Below are 16,061 nucleotides of genomic sequence, written 5' to 3'. Positions count from 1 at the left end.
CCGGCGCTAATCTTTACGGGTTTGTTCGGCAAGTAAGCTTTGGTGGTGCCAGGTGTCGGGTACAAGAAACAATGGAAGGCGATAGCATACATGGATAAAATAATAATGAGCAGTATGACCTTTTACGGGTACCACGGTGTATTGCCCCAGGAACGGGAACTGGGGCAACAGTTCGTGGTGGACCTGGAACTGCAATTGGATTTGCGCGGGCCGGGAAAGACCGATGACCCCGGTCAAACGGTGGATTATGCCGGCGTATACGAAACGGTGCGCCGGGTGGTAACCGGTACGCCCTGTAAACTTATAGAAGCGGTGGCCGAGCAAATTGCCGGCGCGGTGCTGCGGCAATTTGCCGTGCAGCAGGTGCTGGTACGGGTTAAAAAACCCGCCGCCCCGGTGCCGGGGCAGTTTGGTTATATGGCCGTGGAAATTGTTCGCTCTCAAGCTAAGGCGGTGGCCGGGCAGTGAGTGGACAGTATGGTAGGAAAACATTGCCGGGTAAACAGACAGTGCAGTGCTACATTGGCCTGGGCTCCAATATGGGGGACAGCCGGGCCACCATTGCCGAGGCGCTGGAGCGCTTAAGCGAATTGCCGGGTGTGGTGGTGGAAGCCGTAGCCCCCCTTTATCGTACCGCCCCGGTGGGCTATGCAGACCAGGACTACTTTTTAAATACGGTGGCCAGGGTCAATACCACTTTGACTCCCCGGCAGCTTCTGGCCGGCCTGCAGCAAATTGAGAACGACCTGGGCCGGGTGCGGGTGATTCGCTGGGGTCCCCGCACCATTGACCTGGATATTTTGCTTTATGGCCAGCAAACCATTAACGAACCCGATCTGCAGGTGCCCCATCCCCGGATGGGCCAGCGCGCCTTTGTTATGGTACCCCTGGCCGACTTAAACCCGGAAATTGCGGTTGACGGGGAAAGGGCGCGGGTACTGGCCAGGCGCCTGGCCGGGGAACAGGAGATTACCAGGCTGGATTAAACCGGTTTAAACATGACCCCGGACTTGGTCCGGCAATGGAAAAAGTATATCACTAAGATAAAAACCCCCGCCGGGGTCACCGGCGGGGGTTTTTATCCCCGGTGCAGCTACAGTGTATTCCCCGATTGAAGGACTGTTGCCCTATGACGGTTATTTGGATTGTGTTGCAGTGCCGGGCGTTTCACCGGTGTCATAGGGTGAGTAGCATGGTTTGTGCGGGTGGGTTTCACCCGGAGCGGCTTTGACGTAACCTTCGATCATGTGGTCATGGCCTAAGTTGAAACTGGTGCGGAATGAAGCAAAATGGGTGTGCTGGCCGCACGGCAGCATTACGGCCGGGCCGGAACAGGCATTATAAACATGATAATGGCCCCGGTCATAGGTTGTTTGACCAATAATCTGGTGATAATGGCTGGAACCATCCGGTATAGGTGGCCCGGTTACCCCCGGGTGGATGTGACAGTGACCCTCGTTGCAACTGGTCAGGCCGGTATGCTCATGGACATGCATCCGGGCCATATCGTCTGTAAACTGGTAGCCCTGGGTTTTATTTTCCGACATCGGTATACCCCCTGTTTAGTAGTTATCTTATAATATGACATTAATGGGAATATGTTACCGTTTTTGGATGTTATAACCATTGAGCGGGGTGTGGATTGCTTGAACCTCTGTTGTATAGCGCTGGCAAAATAGCAAAAAATATATAGCATAACAATTCAGGGGGGATAAAATATCATGCACCATAAGGTTAGGATTCATTACGACAATAAAAACGGGTTTTTGGAACCGGTGATGTGGGTATGGGTAAGTGACGGGGCTACCCTGGAAAGGGAAGTGGAACCCAGCGGCACGGATGATTTCGGTGTTTATTTCGACCTGTCCTATAACCGCAGCAGTTTTCACTTTATATTCAAAGATGGTAAAGGTGAGGACGTGCCCTGGGAAGAGGAAAAATTCAACCGGTCATTTCACGCCCATCTGGGGCGCGAAATCTGGTCCATGGCGAACAGGCACAATATCTATAATGTTCGCCCGGCGGAGCCCGTGGGTAATATCAAAGATTATTATCGACGGATCAGCCACCTGGTGCCCCGGGGAAATTTTTACCTCCCCGATACCGATGTTTCCGGTCTTGGTGTGACCTCCATGCTGGGAGCGAATTTATTAACCGACGGCACGGTAAATTTCGGCTTCTTCCACCCCTATGCCGCCCGGGTTTACCTGGTGGGAAATTTTAATGACTGGCAGTGCCCGGGACACCCCACGCCCCGGCCTGATAAATTCATTGCCATGGAGCTTTATAACGGTTATTACTACCAGCCCAACATCTGGCTGGCCAGGATAAACCCCGAAACAGACTCCCCCATCGAGTATAAATTCTATATCCAGGGCGGTACTGTCGAAAATGAACGATATGTAACCGACCCCTACACCAGGTTGTTCAGCGATGATTATAAATATCGCAATGCCGTGGTGGTGGACCCGACCAAATTCGAGTGGACCGATGGAGACTGGAAAACTCCGGATATCAAGGATTTGATCCTTTATGAATTAAATATTTACGGCTTTACCGATAACGACCCCGAAATACCCGAAGATATCCAGGGCACCTTCAAAGGGGTTACCAAGCGTATCAAGGACGGTTATTTTAATAAACTGGGCGTAACCGCCCTGGCGTTAATGCCCACGGCGGAAGTACCCGTGAAGCGGGGGCTGGGTTACGAGCCCTGCACCTTTATGGCCGTGGAAAAGGACTTCGGCACCCCGGATGACTTCCGGGAAATGGTCAATGAAGCCCACCGGCACGGCCTGGCTGTGATAATGGACCAGGTGTTCAACCATACCTCCAACGATTTCAACCCTCTATGGAACCTCATTGACGACGGCTCCGGCGACGGCGGTTTTTATTTTGCGGGCAAGACCATGTGGGGTAATAAAGTGGCCACGGGAAAAGACGAAGTGGATAACATGCTTATTGATTCCTGCAAATTGTTTATCAAGGAATACCATATTGACGGTTTCCGGTTTGACGCTACCCACAGTTACTTTTTAAACCATAAACTACTTCACCGGCTGGCCCATGAAATCAAAGACAAGGGTTTTAAACCCGATTGTATTATGATTGCCGAGAATTTGCCCAATGAAAAGGACCTGAATATTGAAGGCTACAACGGTTATGCCCAGTGGTCCAACCTTTTTCACGACAAAGTAAAGGCCCTGCTGCGGGAAGGGGTATTCGAAGGGGTGGGCAATGGTACGGATCACCTGGGCAGCATGATTTATTTCAGTAAAGACAGGTTTGCCGCCCATACCAACAATGTGATCAATTACTGCGAGAGCCATGACGAGAACAGCGTGCAATATGAAGTGGCCACAGGCGGGAAGCATTTACAGGAACCCAAAATTAAAGAAAGAAAGGCCCGCCTGGGGTTGATGACCACCATGGTGGCACTGGGGCAGCCCATGATCTATATGGGCCAGGAATACGGTGTGGAAAGGGAAAGAAACCGGATCAAGGTAAGCTGGAGTAAATATGCCGGTGACAACAATAGCTTTTACCGGTGGGCCCGGGCGCTGATCAACCTGCGCAAGAGATATGAAGCACTGAGGATCAGCGGGTATAACCCCATCGAAGAGGGTAAATTCAGCTGGCTGGTGGGTCCCTGGATGGATAGCAACAGGGGCGGCCATAAAAGGGTGGTGGGTTGGAAGGTAAAGAACGACAAGGACCCGGCGGAGCAAATACTGGTTATGCTTAATTTTGAAGGCCACGATGTTCCCTTGCATGTGCCCTTTGGCCCGGGCCGGTGGGTCAAACTGGGTGACATCGATCATATCAATGACCTGCCGCCTTACGGCAACAAGGACCCCCGGGACCCGGACAGTATCATAATTGACGACAACGGGCAGGCACAGCATTTTGTGCTGCCCCCTTATAGCGGGTTTATTTATAAATACCAGCCGGCCTGACCAAAGCGGCCCGCTTTGGGCCATGAAACGAGTAAACGATAGAAACAAGTTAAAAGTAAAATTAATACAATTGGATAAAAACCTGCAGAGGTGACCAAATGAAAAATGTATATGTAATACTGGCCTTTCATGCCCATGAACTGCTGTGGGATCTGCCGGAAACCCTGTTGACTTACCTGGACGAGAAAAACCCCATGAAGGAATCCTTTCTGGATGAAAACTACCTGAAAAAAAGGAAAAAAGAAGGGCGGGATATTTACTCCCTGTGCAGTAAACTGGGGGACACCCTCGATGCGCCAATGTGCGTGGAATATACCAACGAGCTTTTGGTACAGGTCAAAGACGTCATGCCCGGGTCATTTGCTAACTTAAAGGAGGATTACGGACGGGGCAGGCTGCACCCAATATACGGCCATGCCCATCATGCCCATAACGCACTGCTGCGCCCCGAAGAAATCACCCAGGAAATTGTCTGGAACCGGCAATACCTGCATAACTGTATGCAGGTGCCTTACCCCAAGTATAACGGGCTATTTCCGCCGGAGGATTCCCTGGTGTACGACAAGATGGAAGCCATAGCAAAGGCCAATATCGATTATGTTATATTCCCCCACCTGGATGAAAACAAGACCTGGTTTGAAATGGCAGGTGAAGGGGATTACATTTACCGGCCCTTTATAATCCGCACCGCCCGGAAGAATATTATTGCACTGCCCCGCAACTTCCCCATTTCCCAGGAGATTTGGCGGCCCATTACCAAAATGAAAAGGGATGAGGTAAAATCCCAGGGATACATGCTGGGGGATTTCCCGGTATTTGACAACGAGTACCTGCACGGGGAGCGGGAGGAATACCCCATCGACATGGACACCGGGGTGGGCATTTATAAAGAAGTGCTGCGCCGGGAACTGGAAAGGGCGCCCGAGGGTGGTTTGCTACTGTATGTCCAGGATTTGGAATTGATGGATTTTGGCGATATTGCCCTGGAGATAATGGAAAAGGCCTGGCGGCAAATAATAGCCGAGTCCGGCGACAAGTACAAAGTGCATTTTGTAACCCCCGACCGCTATATTGATGAGGTGCTGGCCCGGGAAGGATTGGACAAGCTTCCGGAAATCAAGTTTAACGAGATATCCTGGGCGCCGGAGATAAGGCTGGTGCTGCGGGCGGATGGTCATTACCCGCCCCTGGGGGCAAGCGGCGCCGGCGGTTATGACACTCGTAAAACCGGGAATTACGACCACCCGCTGGTTTTCTGGGAGAACGGTAAATACTACTGCGGTATATTTGATACTTTGCTGGACAACTTTGGCATATCTACAAATATCCCGGCTAACGTGGAGCAGTTGGGCGAAACCCGGTACGACCTGGCCCGGCAAAGCCTGGACAGCCAGGCGGTACTTTACTTGCGGTTGATGAAAAGAGCCTGTAACTGGGGTTGGCGGCCGACGGAGGGCAGGCAAAAGCGGCCCTGCCTGCTGGGGTATTTACTGGCGGGTATTTTACTGGATAAACTGCAGCAATCTCCATCTTATATAAATTTAAGCCGGCAATATAAAGAGATTGCTTCCCGCAACTTTGTGGGACTTTGTGAAACCCTGAAAGTGTTTATCGATAACCGCCTTAACTACCTGCGCTATGGTTTGGACCAATACGCCAGGGAAAAGGGGAAGGACTTGCAGGCAGTCTACGCCTTATTCGACCCGGTTGAACAATGGAAGGAGATGGCCCTGGACAGAGCCCGGCAGATGTTTGTTGTTAACCGGCGGGGGGCGGCGGGATTGGAGGATTTCCTAAAACTGCTGCGGGAGTATTCCCAGGGTGTATACATGGCCACGGATTATATCCAGGCCATCTGGTCCAAGAGCCCGGACACCGAATACCTGGTGGATAAAATGTACCATTACCTGTATAAAATTTACCCGCCCCTGTTTCCGGCCATGCTGGATAAAATCGATGCCATGGATGAACAGGATGTGGAAGATTACTTTTTGCGCCGTGAAAAGCCCCGCGGGGAAACAACGGGGGTGCCCTTTAAGCTGAACCGGCAAGGGGATCAACAGGAGCTTTATATGCAATAAATACAAAACGTTGCTAAAAAGCCGGGCTGGTCACCCGGCTTTTTTGTGCATTCTATCTTAAAAAATTTCTTGAAGGGTTCGTACAAAGTCCATTTTAAATTTAGCGCCGGTTTGGCTTTCTTTCAACACCCGTTACCAAAGTTAATTCACCGGACAAATTCTTTAATTTGATACTGTTCCCGGTATTGTTCCCGCGCTTTCCCAGATGACCACCTGTCCCGGGCGTAAAACACCTTCCTTTGTCTCGTTTTCCCCACCGTAGGAAGGGCACAGGGAATTAATAATCTCCCGGCCCGGCACATCCTGAATAACAACATCGCCGGTTCCCAGGTTAAACATGCCCGTTAGCTTTATATTCCGGTTCCACCGGGTTATTTTGACCACCCGGCTGTTATCGTCCACCTCCACCTGCAAGTTGTTTTTGTCCAGGTTTTTTAACACCGGATGGGAAGTGCGCAGGGCAATTAAATCCCTGTAAAAGTTAAAAAGCTTTTGCTGCTGCTTTTCCCAACGATTATTGGGGGTTAATTTTGATTTATAAAAGGACCGGGGATCCTGGGGATCGGGCACATTTTCCCAGGTAAAACCGGCAAATTCCTTTTTTCTACCCCGGGATACAGCCCTTTGCAAAACGGGATCCTGGTAATCGGTAAAAAACAAAAAGGGGTTTTTCTCCCCGTATTCTTCCCCCATAAAAATCATGGGCAGGTAAGCTGAAAAAAACAACAACCCGGCGGCTGCCTTTAAATAAGGAAATTCCACCAGGGTGGCAAGCCGGTCCCCCCGGGCCCTGTTGCCCACCTGGTCGTGGTTCTGTATGGCCACCAAAAACTGCCGGCCCGGGCGCGCCGAACCGTCCGTTCCCCGGGGCTTGCCCCAGAATTTTGAAAACTGGCCGGTATATAGATAGTTTTTGTACACCTTCTCCAAATCTTTAACCCGCCCGTAATCCATGTAATACCCTTCCCGCTCTCCGGTGAGTACCGTGTGGATACAATGGTGAAAATCATCCATCCACTGGGCATCCATGCCCAGGCCGCCTTGATCCAGGGGGGTAATGAGGCGGGCATTGTTTTCATCACTTTCGGCAATAATAAATTTTTCCCGGTTTTGTTTAGTGGCAATGTTTTTGGCCACCAGGCTTATTTCCTGCAAAATGTGGATGGGGCTTGAGTCTTTGATGGCATGTACCGCGTCCAGTCTCAACCCGTCAAAATGGTAAACCTCCAACCAGTACCGGACACTGTCCAAAACCATTTTTCGGGTATATTCGCTATAAAGGTCATCGAAATTAACTGCCTTCCCCCAGGGCGTTTCGTGCTTGCCCGTGAAATAAGGACCGTAAAGCGGCAGATAATTTCCCTCCGGGCCGAAATGGTTATAGACAACATCCAGAATAACCGCCAGGTTCTTTTGGTGGCAAAGATCAACCAGGCGTTTTAAATCACCAGGAGTGCCGTAATTGTGATTAACGCTGAAAAGGTTTACCCCGTCATACCCCCAATTCCACCTGCCGGGGGTCTGGGTCACGGGCATCAGCTCAATGGCGCCCACCCCCAATTCCACAAGATAGTCCAATTTTTCGGCAACACCGGTAAAGGTACCGGTGGCGGAAAAGGTACCCACGTGAATTTCCATGATCACCAGTTCATTAAGGTTTCTGCCCTGCCAAAGGCCGTCCCGCCACCGGTATTTTTCGTGGTCCACCAGCTGGGAAAAACCGTGCACGCCCAGGGGCTGGTAACAGGAATAGGGATCGGGGTACTCCTGCTCGTCGTCTAACTTAAACTTGTATAAAAGCTCCAGTCCCATACCTTCGATGGTGGTGCTGTATACATGGGGCGTTTCCTCAACCATGGGAATTTCGGTTTTTTTATCGCCCGCTTTTACCACAACGCTTACTTTGCGCCTGTTGTGGGCAAAAACTCTAAAAGAAACTGCACTTTTTTCCCGGTTAATAATATTTGCGCCCATTTTGAACATAGTATAGATAGCCCCTTGTGTATTTTTATGGTTAAGTATATCCGTTATAAATAAAAATGATTATAAAGAGGTTATGTCTGTGGAACTAGTAAAAACCGAAGCTAAAAAATATGAAGATTATCTGGCAATTATCGATACCGGCACCAAGGCACAATTAGATTATTTCGTAAATAAAATGCAAGGAAAGAGAATAGCCATGGTGAATGCCACCTCATACGGTGGCGGGGTGGCCGAGATACTTCACTCCATGGTGCCTCTGGGCAAGGATATGGGTTTGGACATGGATTGGTGGGTAATCAAGGGTGCCAACGAGTTTTATAATGTCACCAAGGCATTTCATAATCGCCTGCAGGGAGAGGAGGGGCACCTTAGTTCAGAGGATAAAAAGATTTATCTAAAATACAATGAATTAAACGCCACCACTGTGGAGGCGTGGGATTATGACTTTATCCTTATTCACGACCCCCAGCCCGCAGCGCTGGTGGAGTACCTGGCACCGAAAACCAGGCAAAATGCCAAATGGGTTTGGCGCTGCCATATCGATACCTCTACTCCCAATCCCGAATACTGGAACTTTTTATACAATTACATCAAAAAGTATGATGCTTGTATTTTTACCATGGAAGAATTTGTCCAGGAAAAGGAAAAATTGCGCAACCTTACTTTTATCACCCCGTCAATTGATCCTTTGAGCACAAAGAATTTGGAAATGGATCTCGATGAGGCCAAACAGGTTATTGCGCGGTTCGGGGTCGATATTCATAGACCGCTTATTACTCAGATTTCCCGGTTCGACCCGTGGAAGGACCCGCTGGGGGTAATTGATACTTACAAAATAGTGAAAAAGGAATACCCCAGTGTCCAGCTGGCCCTGGTGGGCTCCATGGCTTCGGATGACCCTGAGGGCTGGGATTACCTGTACCGGACTTTGAGGCGGGCAGGTGAGGATTACGACATTAAAGTGGTAACAAATTTCAACGGTGTGTCCAATCGTGAAGTGAACGCCTTCCAAACCGCTTCGGACGTTATTTTGCAGAAATCCCTGCGGGAAGGCTTCGGGTTGACTGTCTCCGAGGCCTTGTGGAAGGGGACGCCCGTGGTGGGGGGGAACGTAGGCGGTATAAAGTACCAGATAATTGACGGTGTTACCGGGTATCTGGTGGATACCGTGGAGGAATGTGCCGACAAGGTACTGCGCATATTGAGAAACCCCACCCTGGCCCGGGAAATGATGGAGGCGGGCAAGGAAAGGGTGCGCGAGCATTTTTTAATCACCACGCACCTTTTGAATTATGTAAAATTGCTGGACAGGCTGGAGGAGACCGGCAAAGCGGTATGAAATGCTAAGTCCGGGCATATCCAAATTGTGGTATAATGAAACAAAATTAACACATAGAAGCAGGGATTTGAATGGACAAATATCACCGGGTGGTTGAACTGTGGCAGTCTTACCAAATTGCCACCGTCGAGGATTTGGATAAATACCTGGACAGTTTCCGTATCCAACCTTTATATGAATTTTTCAAGTATGAAACCGAAAAAACATGGCGAAAAGCATTGAATCTAGCCAATGGCGTGAGGCGGGGCCGTAAAGGCTTATTGGATATTACATGATCGATACTACAGAAGGAGATTTAGGACATGAACAAGACAGTAATTTGGGGTGCAGGCCAGGGAGGCAAAATGTTGCGCCATCTCCTGGGTTCTGATGTGCAAGTTGTAGCATTCTGTGATAATAACAAGAAATTGCATGGAACTATGGTTGAGGGCATACCTGTTGTTAACGTAGAGAGGCTCAAGGAGATACAACCTGATTGTGTGTACATAGCGATTCTTAATAAAGAAGCCTGTCTCCAGGTAAGGGAGCAGTTAATAAATCTTGCAATCAACTGCCGGATCACCAGCATTACCGAATTTCGGGAACAGTTTGATATCAGGCTTGCAGTTTTAAGGCTTATAGCGAAAGAGATCAAAAATCGTAATATTGAAGGAGCCCTGGCGGAACTGGGAGTATTTCAGGGTAAGTTCGCGGCAGAAATGAACAGGATATTCCCTGACAGAAAAATATATTTGTTTGATACCTTTGAAGGCTTTGACGAGCGGGATATAAAAATTGAAAGTGAAAATGAATATTCCCGTGCTAAAACAGGAAAGTTCAGCGATACCAGCGTGGAAATGGTTTGCAGCATGCTGCCTTTTCCGGAACAGGCCATCATAAAGAAAGGGTACTTTCCAAATACTGCGGAAGGCCTGGTGGAAGAATTTGCACTGGTAAGCCTGGATGCAGATTTGTACCAGCCCACGTATGAGGGCTTGAAATACTTTCACCCCCGGGTGACCAAGGGCGGGTACATTATTATTCATGATTATAATAGTGCACAGTTTTCCGGTGCAGGTAAGGCGGTGGACCGTTATTGCAGGGAGAATAATATTTTTGTTGTTCCCCTTTGCGATTTGCATGGCAGCGCCGTAATTGTCAAAACTTAAAACGTAAAAGCCCGCGATAAAATATAAGGATAAGAACTATTCTGGTTCATTGGACTACTTTGTTTATTAAAATTTCCCTTTTGGATAATGGGCTTATGTGCTACAGTAAACTGTCAAATGGTATAATATATTGTAGTATAACTAAAAAAATTATTATTCTTTTTCATTTAATGAAAGGAGTGAATCCCATTGAACTTTGTCAGGAAAGTTGCGAATAGCAATATATTAGCAAGCATAATAGATATACCCGAAAGCCTAAGGAATAAAAAAGTTGAGATACTAATTTTACCCTATGAAAATGAGCATGGGGAAGCTGGCATAGACCAGACACCGAAAAGAGCCAGAGGCTTATTAGAGCAGTACAAAAACAAGGGACTGCAGGCTTTGGAAGATGGTGCATGGGCAAAAGCGGCAGTGGATAAACATGAAAATAGTTGATGCCAATATTGTTTTAAGGTATTTATTAAACGATTCGGATGATTTATCAGAGAAGGCCGCCGAAATACTTGAGAATGATATGGTCTTTCTTCCGAATGAAGTTATAGCAGAGATTGTTTATGTGTTGGAAAAGCTTTATAAAGTGGAAAGGAGGAAAATAACCAGCGTATTATTAGAGCTTTTTGAATATTGTAATTTAGAAGTTAGCGACTTTGGAATGATTGAGGAGGCGTTAAAGGTTTACGCCGAGAGGAAATTGGATTTTGTAGATACATTATTATATGCCTACCACAAGTTGGGAAAATATCAGGTATATACTTTTGATAAAAAGCTGAATAGATTGTTGGAATCTACGGAAAATCTTTATGAGTAATAAGCTTATATTTCCTAACCATATGGATAATGTTACCAATCATATCTACTAGAACTACAATGAAAAGTTAAAAAGCCCTTCCAAGCCCTTGTCTCACGCGGGTTTTCGGGGTTTTTACAGTTTTATGGTGCAGGCAGGGCGGTGGACCGTTATTGCAGGGAGAATAATATTTTTGTTGTTCTCCTTTGCGATTTGAATGGCAGCGCTGTAATTGTCAAAAGCTGAAACGTAAAAGCCTGCTAATATAGAAATCCAAAAAATTTCCCACCCCATGAAGGATTTTCCAAGAAAATATCGAAGACTGTAAATAACAACGTAGACATGACAGGAATCATGTTCTACGTTGTTTTTTTTCAATACCTGTACTAATCAAGGGGAGGGGAAATGTTTTGAGCGGTTCAAGGGTAAAAAGAATTATTTCGCTGGCGATGGGGCTGATTTTTCTGTTCACAGTGGCTATGCCGGGAGCAGGTTTTTCAGCTGACAATGACTATGCAAAGTTTAGCAGTAGCTACAGTTATATTAAATCTGGTGAAGCACAAAATGCAGGAACTACAACGGTGCAGGCCAAAGCATACGCGGATAATGTCGATGCAATTCAGATTAAGTTAACATTGCCCTCAGGTGTTGAATTCACCGACAAGCCAGACAGAGAAGACATCGGAGCCGATAAATTTGTGCAAGTGGCGGAATTCGAACCTATGACCGGAATGGATTCTATCTTTATTAAATCTGATTCCAGCAGTATAACTCTTAGAGGGAAAGCTGATAATTGGACTGCAGGGGTCGATAATTCAAAAGTAACACTGAAGGTTACGCCATAGAAAACGGATACAGTTTTTCTTTCACCACTAAAGACCGGTACGACTTTTCCATCATGTTGGGTAAAGGGTGGAACTTAATTTCAGTGCCTAAGCTCGTAAAAAATGTGTATTTGCAGGAGGAAGATATAGAGGCCTGGCTTTCGCACGCTGTAATTAATGGAGATGCTGGTTGGCTATATAAGGAAGAAGATATTAGATCTGAAATGCATAATCCGGCCAGTGCCGTTTTTATCAAAACATCAAAACCAACGCTAATTGGATTTGATTGGAAGGAAGATTATGACCCCCAAGACACTTTTGCATCCAAGGATATAATTAAAGGGTGGAACCTGATAGGAACTGGTACCGATGGTAACCTGAAAAACATTTTAAGTAACTTGAGATACCATAATGGAAGTGGTGTAACCAGCATTTTTGCGCCCAATGTATTTAACAGCAATAAACAAAGAGGCTATAGTTATAATTGGTACGAGTCACCATTGGATTTAACTGACTGGCAGAAAAATAATTTTATGTATCGCTTGGATGGATACTGGATATACCTTTGTGGAGAAGACCGTGAATACTCTACTGTGATAGATCCTGGGGAAATCGTACCAATTCCCGGCGGTGGGAGAGGGAGCGGTGGTTCTAGTCCCTCACCTACTTTGCACCAATAAATTTAAAAGAAAGGATCATTGCAGATGAGGAAATTATTGGGCGTTGTTGCCCTGGCTTTGCTATTAGTAACCGGCCTTGTTATTAATGCACAGGCTCAAGGTACCCCCCCTGTTTTGCCCGCATTGTGCTATGGAGAAGTATATATTAATGGAGAGCCCGCACCGGTTGGCACAGAAGTGATTGCCAAGGTGGATAATGATGTTGTGGCTACCATTTTAATAACTGAACGCGGGTGGTTCGGGGGGCCGGGGTTAAAAACAAAGCTGCCGGTAGTTGGCAATGACCTGAGCGGTAAAATTGTTGAATTCTATGTAAGCGGCACTGTTAGGGGGCAAAGATTTGATAATGTTAAGGCCGGCCAGGTGGAGTATTGGGGAAACGGTGAGGTTAAGCAGTTAAGCCTTTCCGCCGAAGTTGCAATTAAGCCCGCCCCATCGACTGGCGATGGAGGTAGCTCAGGTGGTGGGGGCAATGGAGGTGAAAGCAAGTTACCCCCGGCTTCGCAAACGCTGGTTCCATCAATGCTGTCTGATTATGTCAAGACAGAAGCAGATGCGCAAATAAATAATGTTTTCGCAAAAACAGGCTAAGCAGTGCTCATTTTGTCTAATACAGACGAAAAGGCGCAGATCAGTTCGGGAATTTTGGAGGTTTTAGCAAAGGAAAGCAAATCTTTGACGATTCAAAAAGAAGGAATATCGCTTGAGTTTTCGCCCCAGTCATTGATCAACCAAGAAATAAAAGATGAGCTAAAGGAAAATATAGTTGGGATTGAAATAGGAATTAAGGAAATACCAGCCGAGGAACGAGCCAAAATTCTAGCTCAAGCTGAAATAGGTCAAGGAAATAATTTTTTTGATGTTGGCGGAAGAATATTTGAATTATCAATGGAAGTTGTCTTAAATAATAGTCAAGCGTCTACGGGCGAAATAAGTAATCAATTTGGTGATCCTGTGGCAGTGACAATTGACCTTTCAGATGCGAAGATAGCAGAGGAGGACATTAGTAAGCTAACTGGTATTAGGTATGAAAAAAATGAAAACGATTTAATTGTAGCGATTAAGTTAGGCGGGGTCTATAATCCAGATACTAAAAAATTTACTTTTTACACCGATAAATTCAGCATGTACGGTGTTCTAAAGTCTCAAGAATTAAAGCAAGTTAACTTAAAAATCGGGGAAAAAATAATTAAAGTGAATGAAGTAGTAAAACATATTGATGTGGCCCCTGCAATTATTAATAATAGAACAATGGTCCCCTTGAGGGTTGTTGCGGAGGGGTTAGGCACGGAAGTAGAGTGGATAAGCAGTAATAAAACAGTAAATATAAAAATTAAAGATCAGTCTTTAAATATGGTAATTGGAAAAACCATTCCAGGAATCGACTCTCCACCAGTCTTAACCAATAATAGAGTTCTGGTTCCTATTCGCTATATATCTGAATCTCTGGGAGCTCATGTAATGTGGTTTTCCTCCACCCAGTCTGTTCATATAGTTTTATAAGGTATTTGATATTTTATTGGGAATTAGCGCAAAGACCCTTTGAAATTACGTAAGCGTCAATAAACCCCACCTTTCTCGATAGGTGGGGTTTATTGACGCTTACAAATGATTTTACAAATTTATGCATTGGAGTTTTCCACAGGCGTGGTTGTGATAGTTATGCAGGGGTTCGTTAATTTGCAGTCTCCCGCCGTGAAAAAGAAAGAAGACCTGATGCGGTGGGCGGAAGGGAGACTGGGGCATTGAGACAGGTTCACTTTGTCGATACCTCTATACTTTGCTGTTTACTAAGGTTACCCGATTTTTGCGACATATACATGGAAATAGAAGAAGAATTTCTAAGTATTATAGGCTGTGGGGAAACCTTAATTTTGCCTGTTGCCAGTATTATTGAAACTGGTAACCATAAGCCCGTGACAAGCTCATAGATTTTTCCGGTGAACATGTTGGCGAGATCGAATGAACCCGGCCACGGCAAAGGGGTCGGAGCTGATCACGCCGGTGGCAAACAACTCCATGGCGCCGAAATCCGCGGTGCGGTTGAACACATTACCCCGGTCCACCAGGCGGGCCATTACGGGGAAACCTTGCCAGCCGGCGGTTACCGCTTCCCCCGCCAGTGGTGGAAGGTAAACAGCCACGTTGAAACTTTGCAGGCCGGCCTGCTGTTGGAGCCGGTTCAACACCCGGCATACCGCCCGGCCAACCAGCCCCAGTTTATCCAATGTTGCCCGGCCCGGGGGCAGTAATATCCAAACTTCTTTCTCCTTTACGGGGGTAAGTATGGACATTAGCCCGGTTTCCCCTTCGGCCCAACCCAGTTCCAGTGCTTTATACAGGTTATATAAATCATGAAAGTAATTATTGCCATAGTGGCGGGCGTACTCGAGACTGCACTGCCGCAGCTGTTCCACCTTGGAATAATGACGTTGGGGGGTTACGGTCAACTGGAGATGCCCGTGGACCACGGAAGAACCGGCGGGCCACAGGCAGTTCCACATCAAAAAGGGGTAAAACGTCGTGTCATGACCGCCTTTCGACGCTGCACAGGCCTGCACCTCCCGGAACCACCGGGCCGCCACCCGGAAATAATCCTCCACCATGTCTTCATTGAACCTCAGCGGGTGGTGTTCCCGGGGGATGATTAAACTATGGTAACCGTCATATTTAGTCAGATTGGCTGCTGTGATACAATATTTCCCCCGTATGCGCCCGAAACTGTCCCCCGGGGTGCGCTCCTCCGGTATGCAAAAGGGGCAACCCCGCCGGTGTTCTTCAACCAACGCATCCAGTTCTTGTTCGGAAAAACGAGTCACGGGGCGTTTGCTCCGGAGGTTGTTGAACAACGCCCCTTCCCCGGTGACCAAATTGGTCACCCGGACAATTTTCTGGTTTTCCACTTCGGATGTGCTGCCGAACTTTTTCTCCACCCAGCTGCGCATCTCTGAAACCAGTTCGAGTTTGCCTTCCAGAACATCTACGGTATAAATCCTCTGCCACAACTTTTTTTCCCGGGCGGGGAGTTTTTCCGCCATCCGGGGTAACTCGAAGACCTGCATGTGACAACTCCTTAATCAAACCGCCTGTAGAGGCGAATTATTCATCAAAATTGGTAATGTAAAATAGTTTTTGTTAAACTTGATTAAATTATAGCACTGTAAAGCGGCACCAATGCTTTTGAAAAAACTCCGTTGTGATATAATTTAATCTAAATATTGGCCCGGTGGTAAGGCCCAAACGGGGTGAGGGTTTTGCCC

16 protein-coding genes are annotated in these 16,061 nt (G+C 47.2%); 13 read left to right on the top strand and 3 right to left on the bottom strand.

Annotation, left to right across the window (positions count from 1 at the left end):
- Positions 1–90 precede the first annotated feature (90 nt).
- A complete protein-coding gene (folB, locus tag LX24_RS03710) occupies positions 91–468 on the top strand; it encodes a dihydroneopterin aldolase (RefSeq protein WP_166510798.1) in 378 nt (125 codons plus the stop codon).
- A complete protein-coding gene (gene folK, locus LX24_RS03705; RefSeq protein ID WP_166510797.1) occupies positions 465–986 on the top strand; it encodes a 2-amino-4-hydroxy-6-hydroxymethyldihydropteridine diphosphokinase in 522 nt (173 codons plus the stop codon). Before folB ends, folK begins: the two co-directional genes overlap by 4 nt.
- A 150-nt stretch (positions 987–1,136) precedes the next feature.
- Here folK and LX24_RS03700 read toward each other — a convergent pair whose 3' ends face one another.
- A complete protein-coding gene (locus LX24_RS03700; protein WP_166510796.1) occupies positions 1,137–1,547 on the bottom strand; it encodes a YmaF family protein in 411 nt (136 codons plus the stop codon).
- A gap of 174 nt (positions 1,548–1,721) precedes the next feature.
- Here LX24_RS03700 and LX24_RS03695 point away from each other — a divergent pair, with 174 nt between their 5' ends.
- Both LX24_RS03695 and LX24_RS03690 read left to right on the top strand, forming a co-directional pair.
- Complete coding sequence (locus tag LX24_RS03695) at positions 1,722–3,956, top strand: alpha-amylase family glycosyl hydrolase (protein ID WP_166510795.1); 2,235 nt, start codon at positions 1,722–1,724, stop codon at positions 3,954–3,956.
- Between the two features lie 98 nt (positions 3,957–4,054).
- A complete protein-coding gene (locus LX24_RS03690; protein ID WP_166510794.1) occupies positions 4,055–6,037 on the top strand; it encodes a polysaccharide deacetylase family protein in 1,983 nt (660 codons plus the stop codon).
- A gap of 162 nt (positions 6,038–6,199) precedes the next feature.
- On the opposite strand, the gene treZ is transcribed toward LX24_RS03690, so the two are convergent.
- The gene (treZ, locus tag LX24_RS03685; protein ID WP_166510793.1) at positions 6,200–8,020 is read right to left on the bottom strand and encodes a malto-oligosyltrehalose trehalohydrolase; all 1,821 of its coding nucleotides are present in this window, start codon (positions 8,018–8,020) and stop codon (positions 6,200–6,202) included.
- A gap of 79 nt (positions 8,021–8,099) precedes the next feature.
- Here treZ and LX24_RS03680 point away from each other — a divergent pair, with 79 nt between their 5' ends.
- From LX24_RS03680 to LX24_RS03640, 9 genes are all read left to right on the top strand, one after another.
- The gene (locus LX24_RS03680) at positions 8,100–9,359 is read left to right on the top strand and encodes a glycosyltransferase (protein WP_166510792.1); all 1,260 of its coding nucleotides are present in this window, start codon (positions 8,100–8,102) and stop codon (positions 9,357–9,359) included.
- A 71-nt stretch (positions 9,360–9,430) separates the two neighbouring features.
- Positions 9,431–9,634, top strand: a complete 204-nt coding sequence (locus LX24_RS14795; RefSeq protein WP_207706522.1) for a hypothetical protein — start codon at positions 9,431–9,433, stop codon at positions 9,632–9,634.
- Between the two features lie 27 nt (positions 9,635–9,661).
- On the top strand, positions 9,662–10,507 hold the full coding sequence (locus LX24_RS03670) for a TylF/MycF/NovP-related O-methyltransferase (RefSeq protein ID WP_166510791.1): 846 nt from the start codon (positions 9,662–9,664) through the stop codon (positions 10,505–10,507).
- A gap of 189 nt (positions 10,508–10,696) precedes the next feature.
- Positions 10,697–10,945, top strand: a complete 249-nt coding sequence (locus tag LX24_RS03665) for a hypothetical protein (RefSeq protein WP_166510790.1) — start codon at positions 10,697–10,699, stop codon at positions 10,943–10,945.
- Positions 10,932–11,318, top strand: coding sequence for a PIN domain-containing protein (locus LX24_RS03660; RefSeq protein ID WP_166510789.1), 387 nt, complete (start codon positions 10,932–10,934; stop codon positions 11,316–11,318). Before LX24_RS03665 ends, LX24_RS03660 begins: the two co-directional genes overlap by 14 nt.
- Before the next feature lie 389 nt (positions 11,319–11,707).
- Entirely contained in the window at positions 11,708–12,142 is a 435-nt protein-coding gene (locus LX24_RS03655) for a hypothetical protein (protein ID WP_166510788.1), read from the top strand.
- Positions 12,143–12,225: 83 nt separating this feature from the next.
- On the top strand, positions 12,226–12,801 hold the full coding sequence (locus tag LX24_RS03650; RefSeq protein ID WP_166510787.1) for a hypothetical protein: 576 nt from the start codon (positions 12,226–12,228) through the stop codon (positions 12,799–12,801).
- Between the two features lie 24 nt (positions 12,802–12,825).
- On the top strand, positions 12,826–13,392 hold the full coding sequence (locus tag LX24_RS03645; protein ID WP_166510786.1) for a hypothetical protein: 567 nt from the start codon (positions 12,826–12,828) through the stop codon (positions 13,390–13,392).
- A 12-nt stretch (positions 13,393–13,404) separates the two neighbouring features.
- Positions 13,405–14,304, top strand: a complete 900-nt coding sequence (locus tag LX24_RS03640) for a copper amine oxidase N-terminal domain-containing protein (RefSeq protein WP_166510785.1) — start codon at positions 13,405–13,407, stop codon at positions 14,302–14,304.
- 422 nt (positions 14,305–14,726) lie between these two features.
- Here the strand turns inward: LX24_RS03640 and LX24_RS03635 are convergent, their stop codons facing one another.
- Positions 14,727–15,863, bottom strand: coding sequence for a hypothetical protein (locus tag LX24_RS03635; RefSeq protein WP_166510784.1), 1,137 nt, complete (start codon positions 15,861–15,863; stop codon positions 14,727–14,729).
- Positions 15,864–16,061 lie beyond the last annotated feature (198 nt).

Source organism: Desulfallas thermosapovorans DSM 6562 (genome assembly GCF_008124625.1).
Taxonomy (GTDB): Bacteria; Bacillota; Desulfotomaculia; order Desulfotomaculales; family Desulfallaceae; genus Sporotomaculum; species Sporotomaculum thermosapovorans.
Note: the sequence above shows the minus strand (reverse complement) of the source record. Positions and strands in the feature narration are given on the sequence as shown.

What these genes read in the sequence shown, in the direction of transcription:
- folB (WP_166510798.1), top strand. Translation starts at nt 91, where the DNA reads ATGGATAAAATAATAATGAGCAGTATGACCTTTTACGGGTACCACGGT.
- LX24_RS03700 (WP_166510796.1), bottom strand. Translation starts at nt 1,547, where the DNA reads ATGTCGGAAAATAAAACCCAGGGCTACCAGTTTACAGACGATATGGCC.
- LX24_RS03695 (WP_166510795.1), top strand. Translation starts at nt 1,722, where the DNA reads ATGCACCATAAGGTTAGGATTCATTACGACAATAAAAACGGGTTTTTG.
- LX24_RS03690 (WP_166510794.1), top strand. Translation starts at nt 4,055, where the DNA reads ATGAAAAATGTATATGTAATACTGGCCTTTCATGCCCATGAACTGCTG.
- treZ (WP_166510793.1), bottom strand. Translation starts at nt 8,020, where the DNA reads ATGTTCAAAATGGGCGCAAATATTATTAACCGGGAAAAAAGTGCAGTT.
- LX24_RS14795 (WP_207706522.1), top strand. Translation starts at nt 9,431, where the DNA reads ATGGACAAATATCACCGGGTGGTTGAACTGTGGCAGTCTTACCAAATT.
- LX24_RS03670 (WP_166510791.1), top strand. Translation starts at nt 9,662, where the DNA reads ATGAACAAGACAGTAATTTGGGGTGCAGGCCAGGGAGGCAAAATGTTG.
- LX24_RS03660 (WP_166510789.1), top strand. Translation starts at nt 10,932, where the DNA reads ATGAAAATAGTTGATGCCAATATTGTTTTAAGGTATTTATTAAACGAT.
- LX24_RS03645 (WP_166510786.1), top strand. Translation starts at nt 12,826, where the DNA reads ATGAGGAAATTATTGGGCGTTGTTGCCCTGGCTTTGCTATTAGTAACC.
- LX24_RS03635 (WP_166510784.1), bottom strand. Translation starts at nt 15,863, where the DNA reads ATGCAGGTCTTCGAGTTACCCCGGATGGCGGAAAAACTCCCCGCCCGG.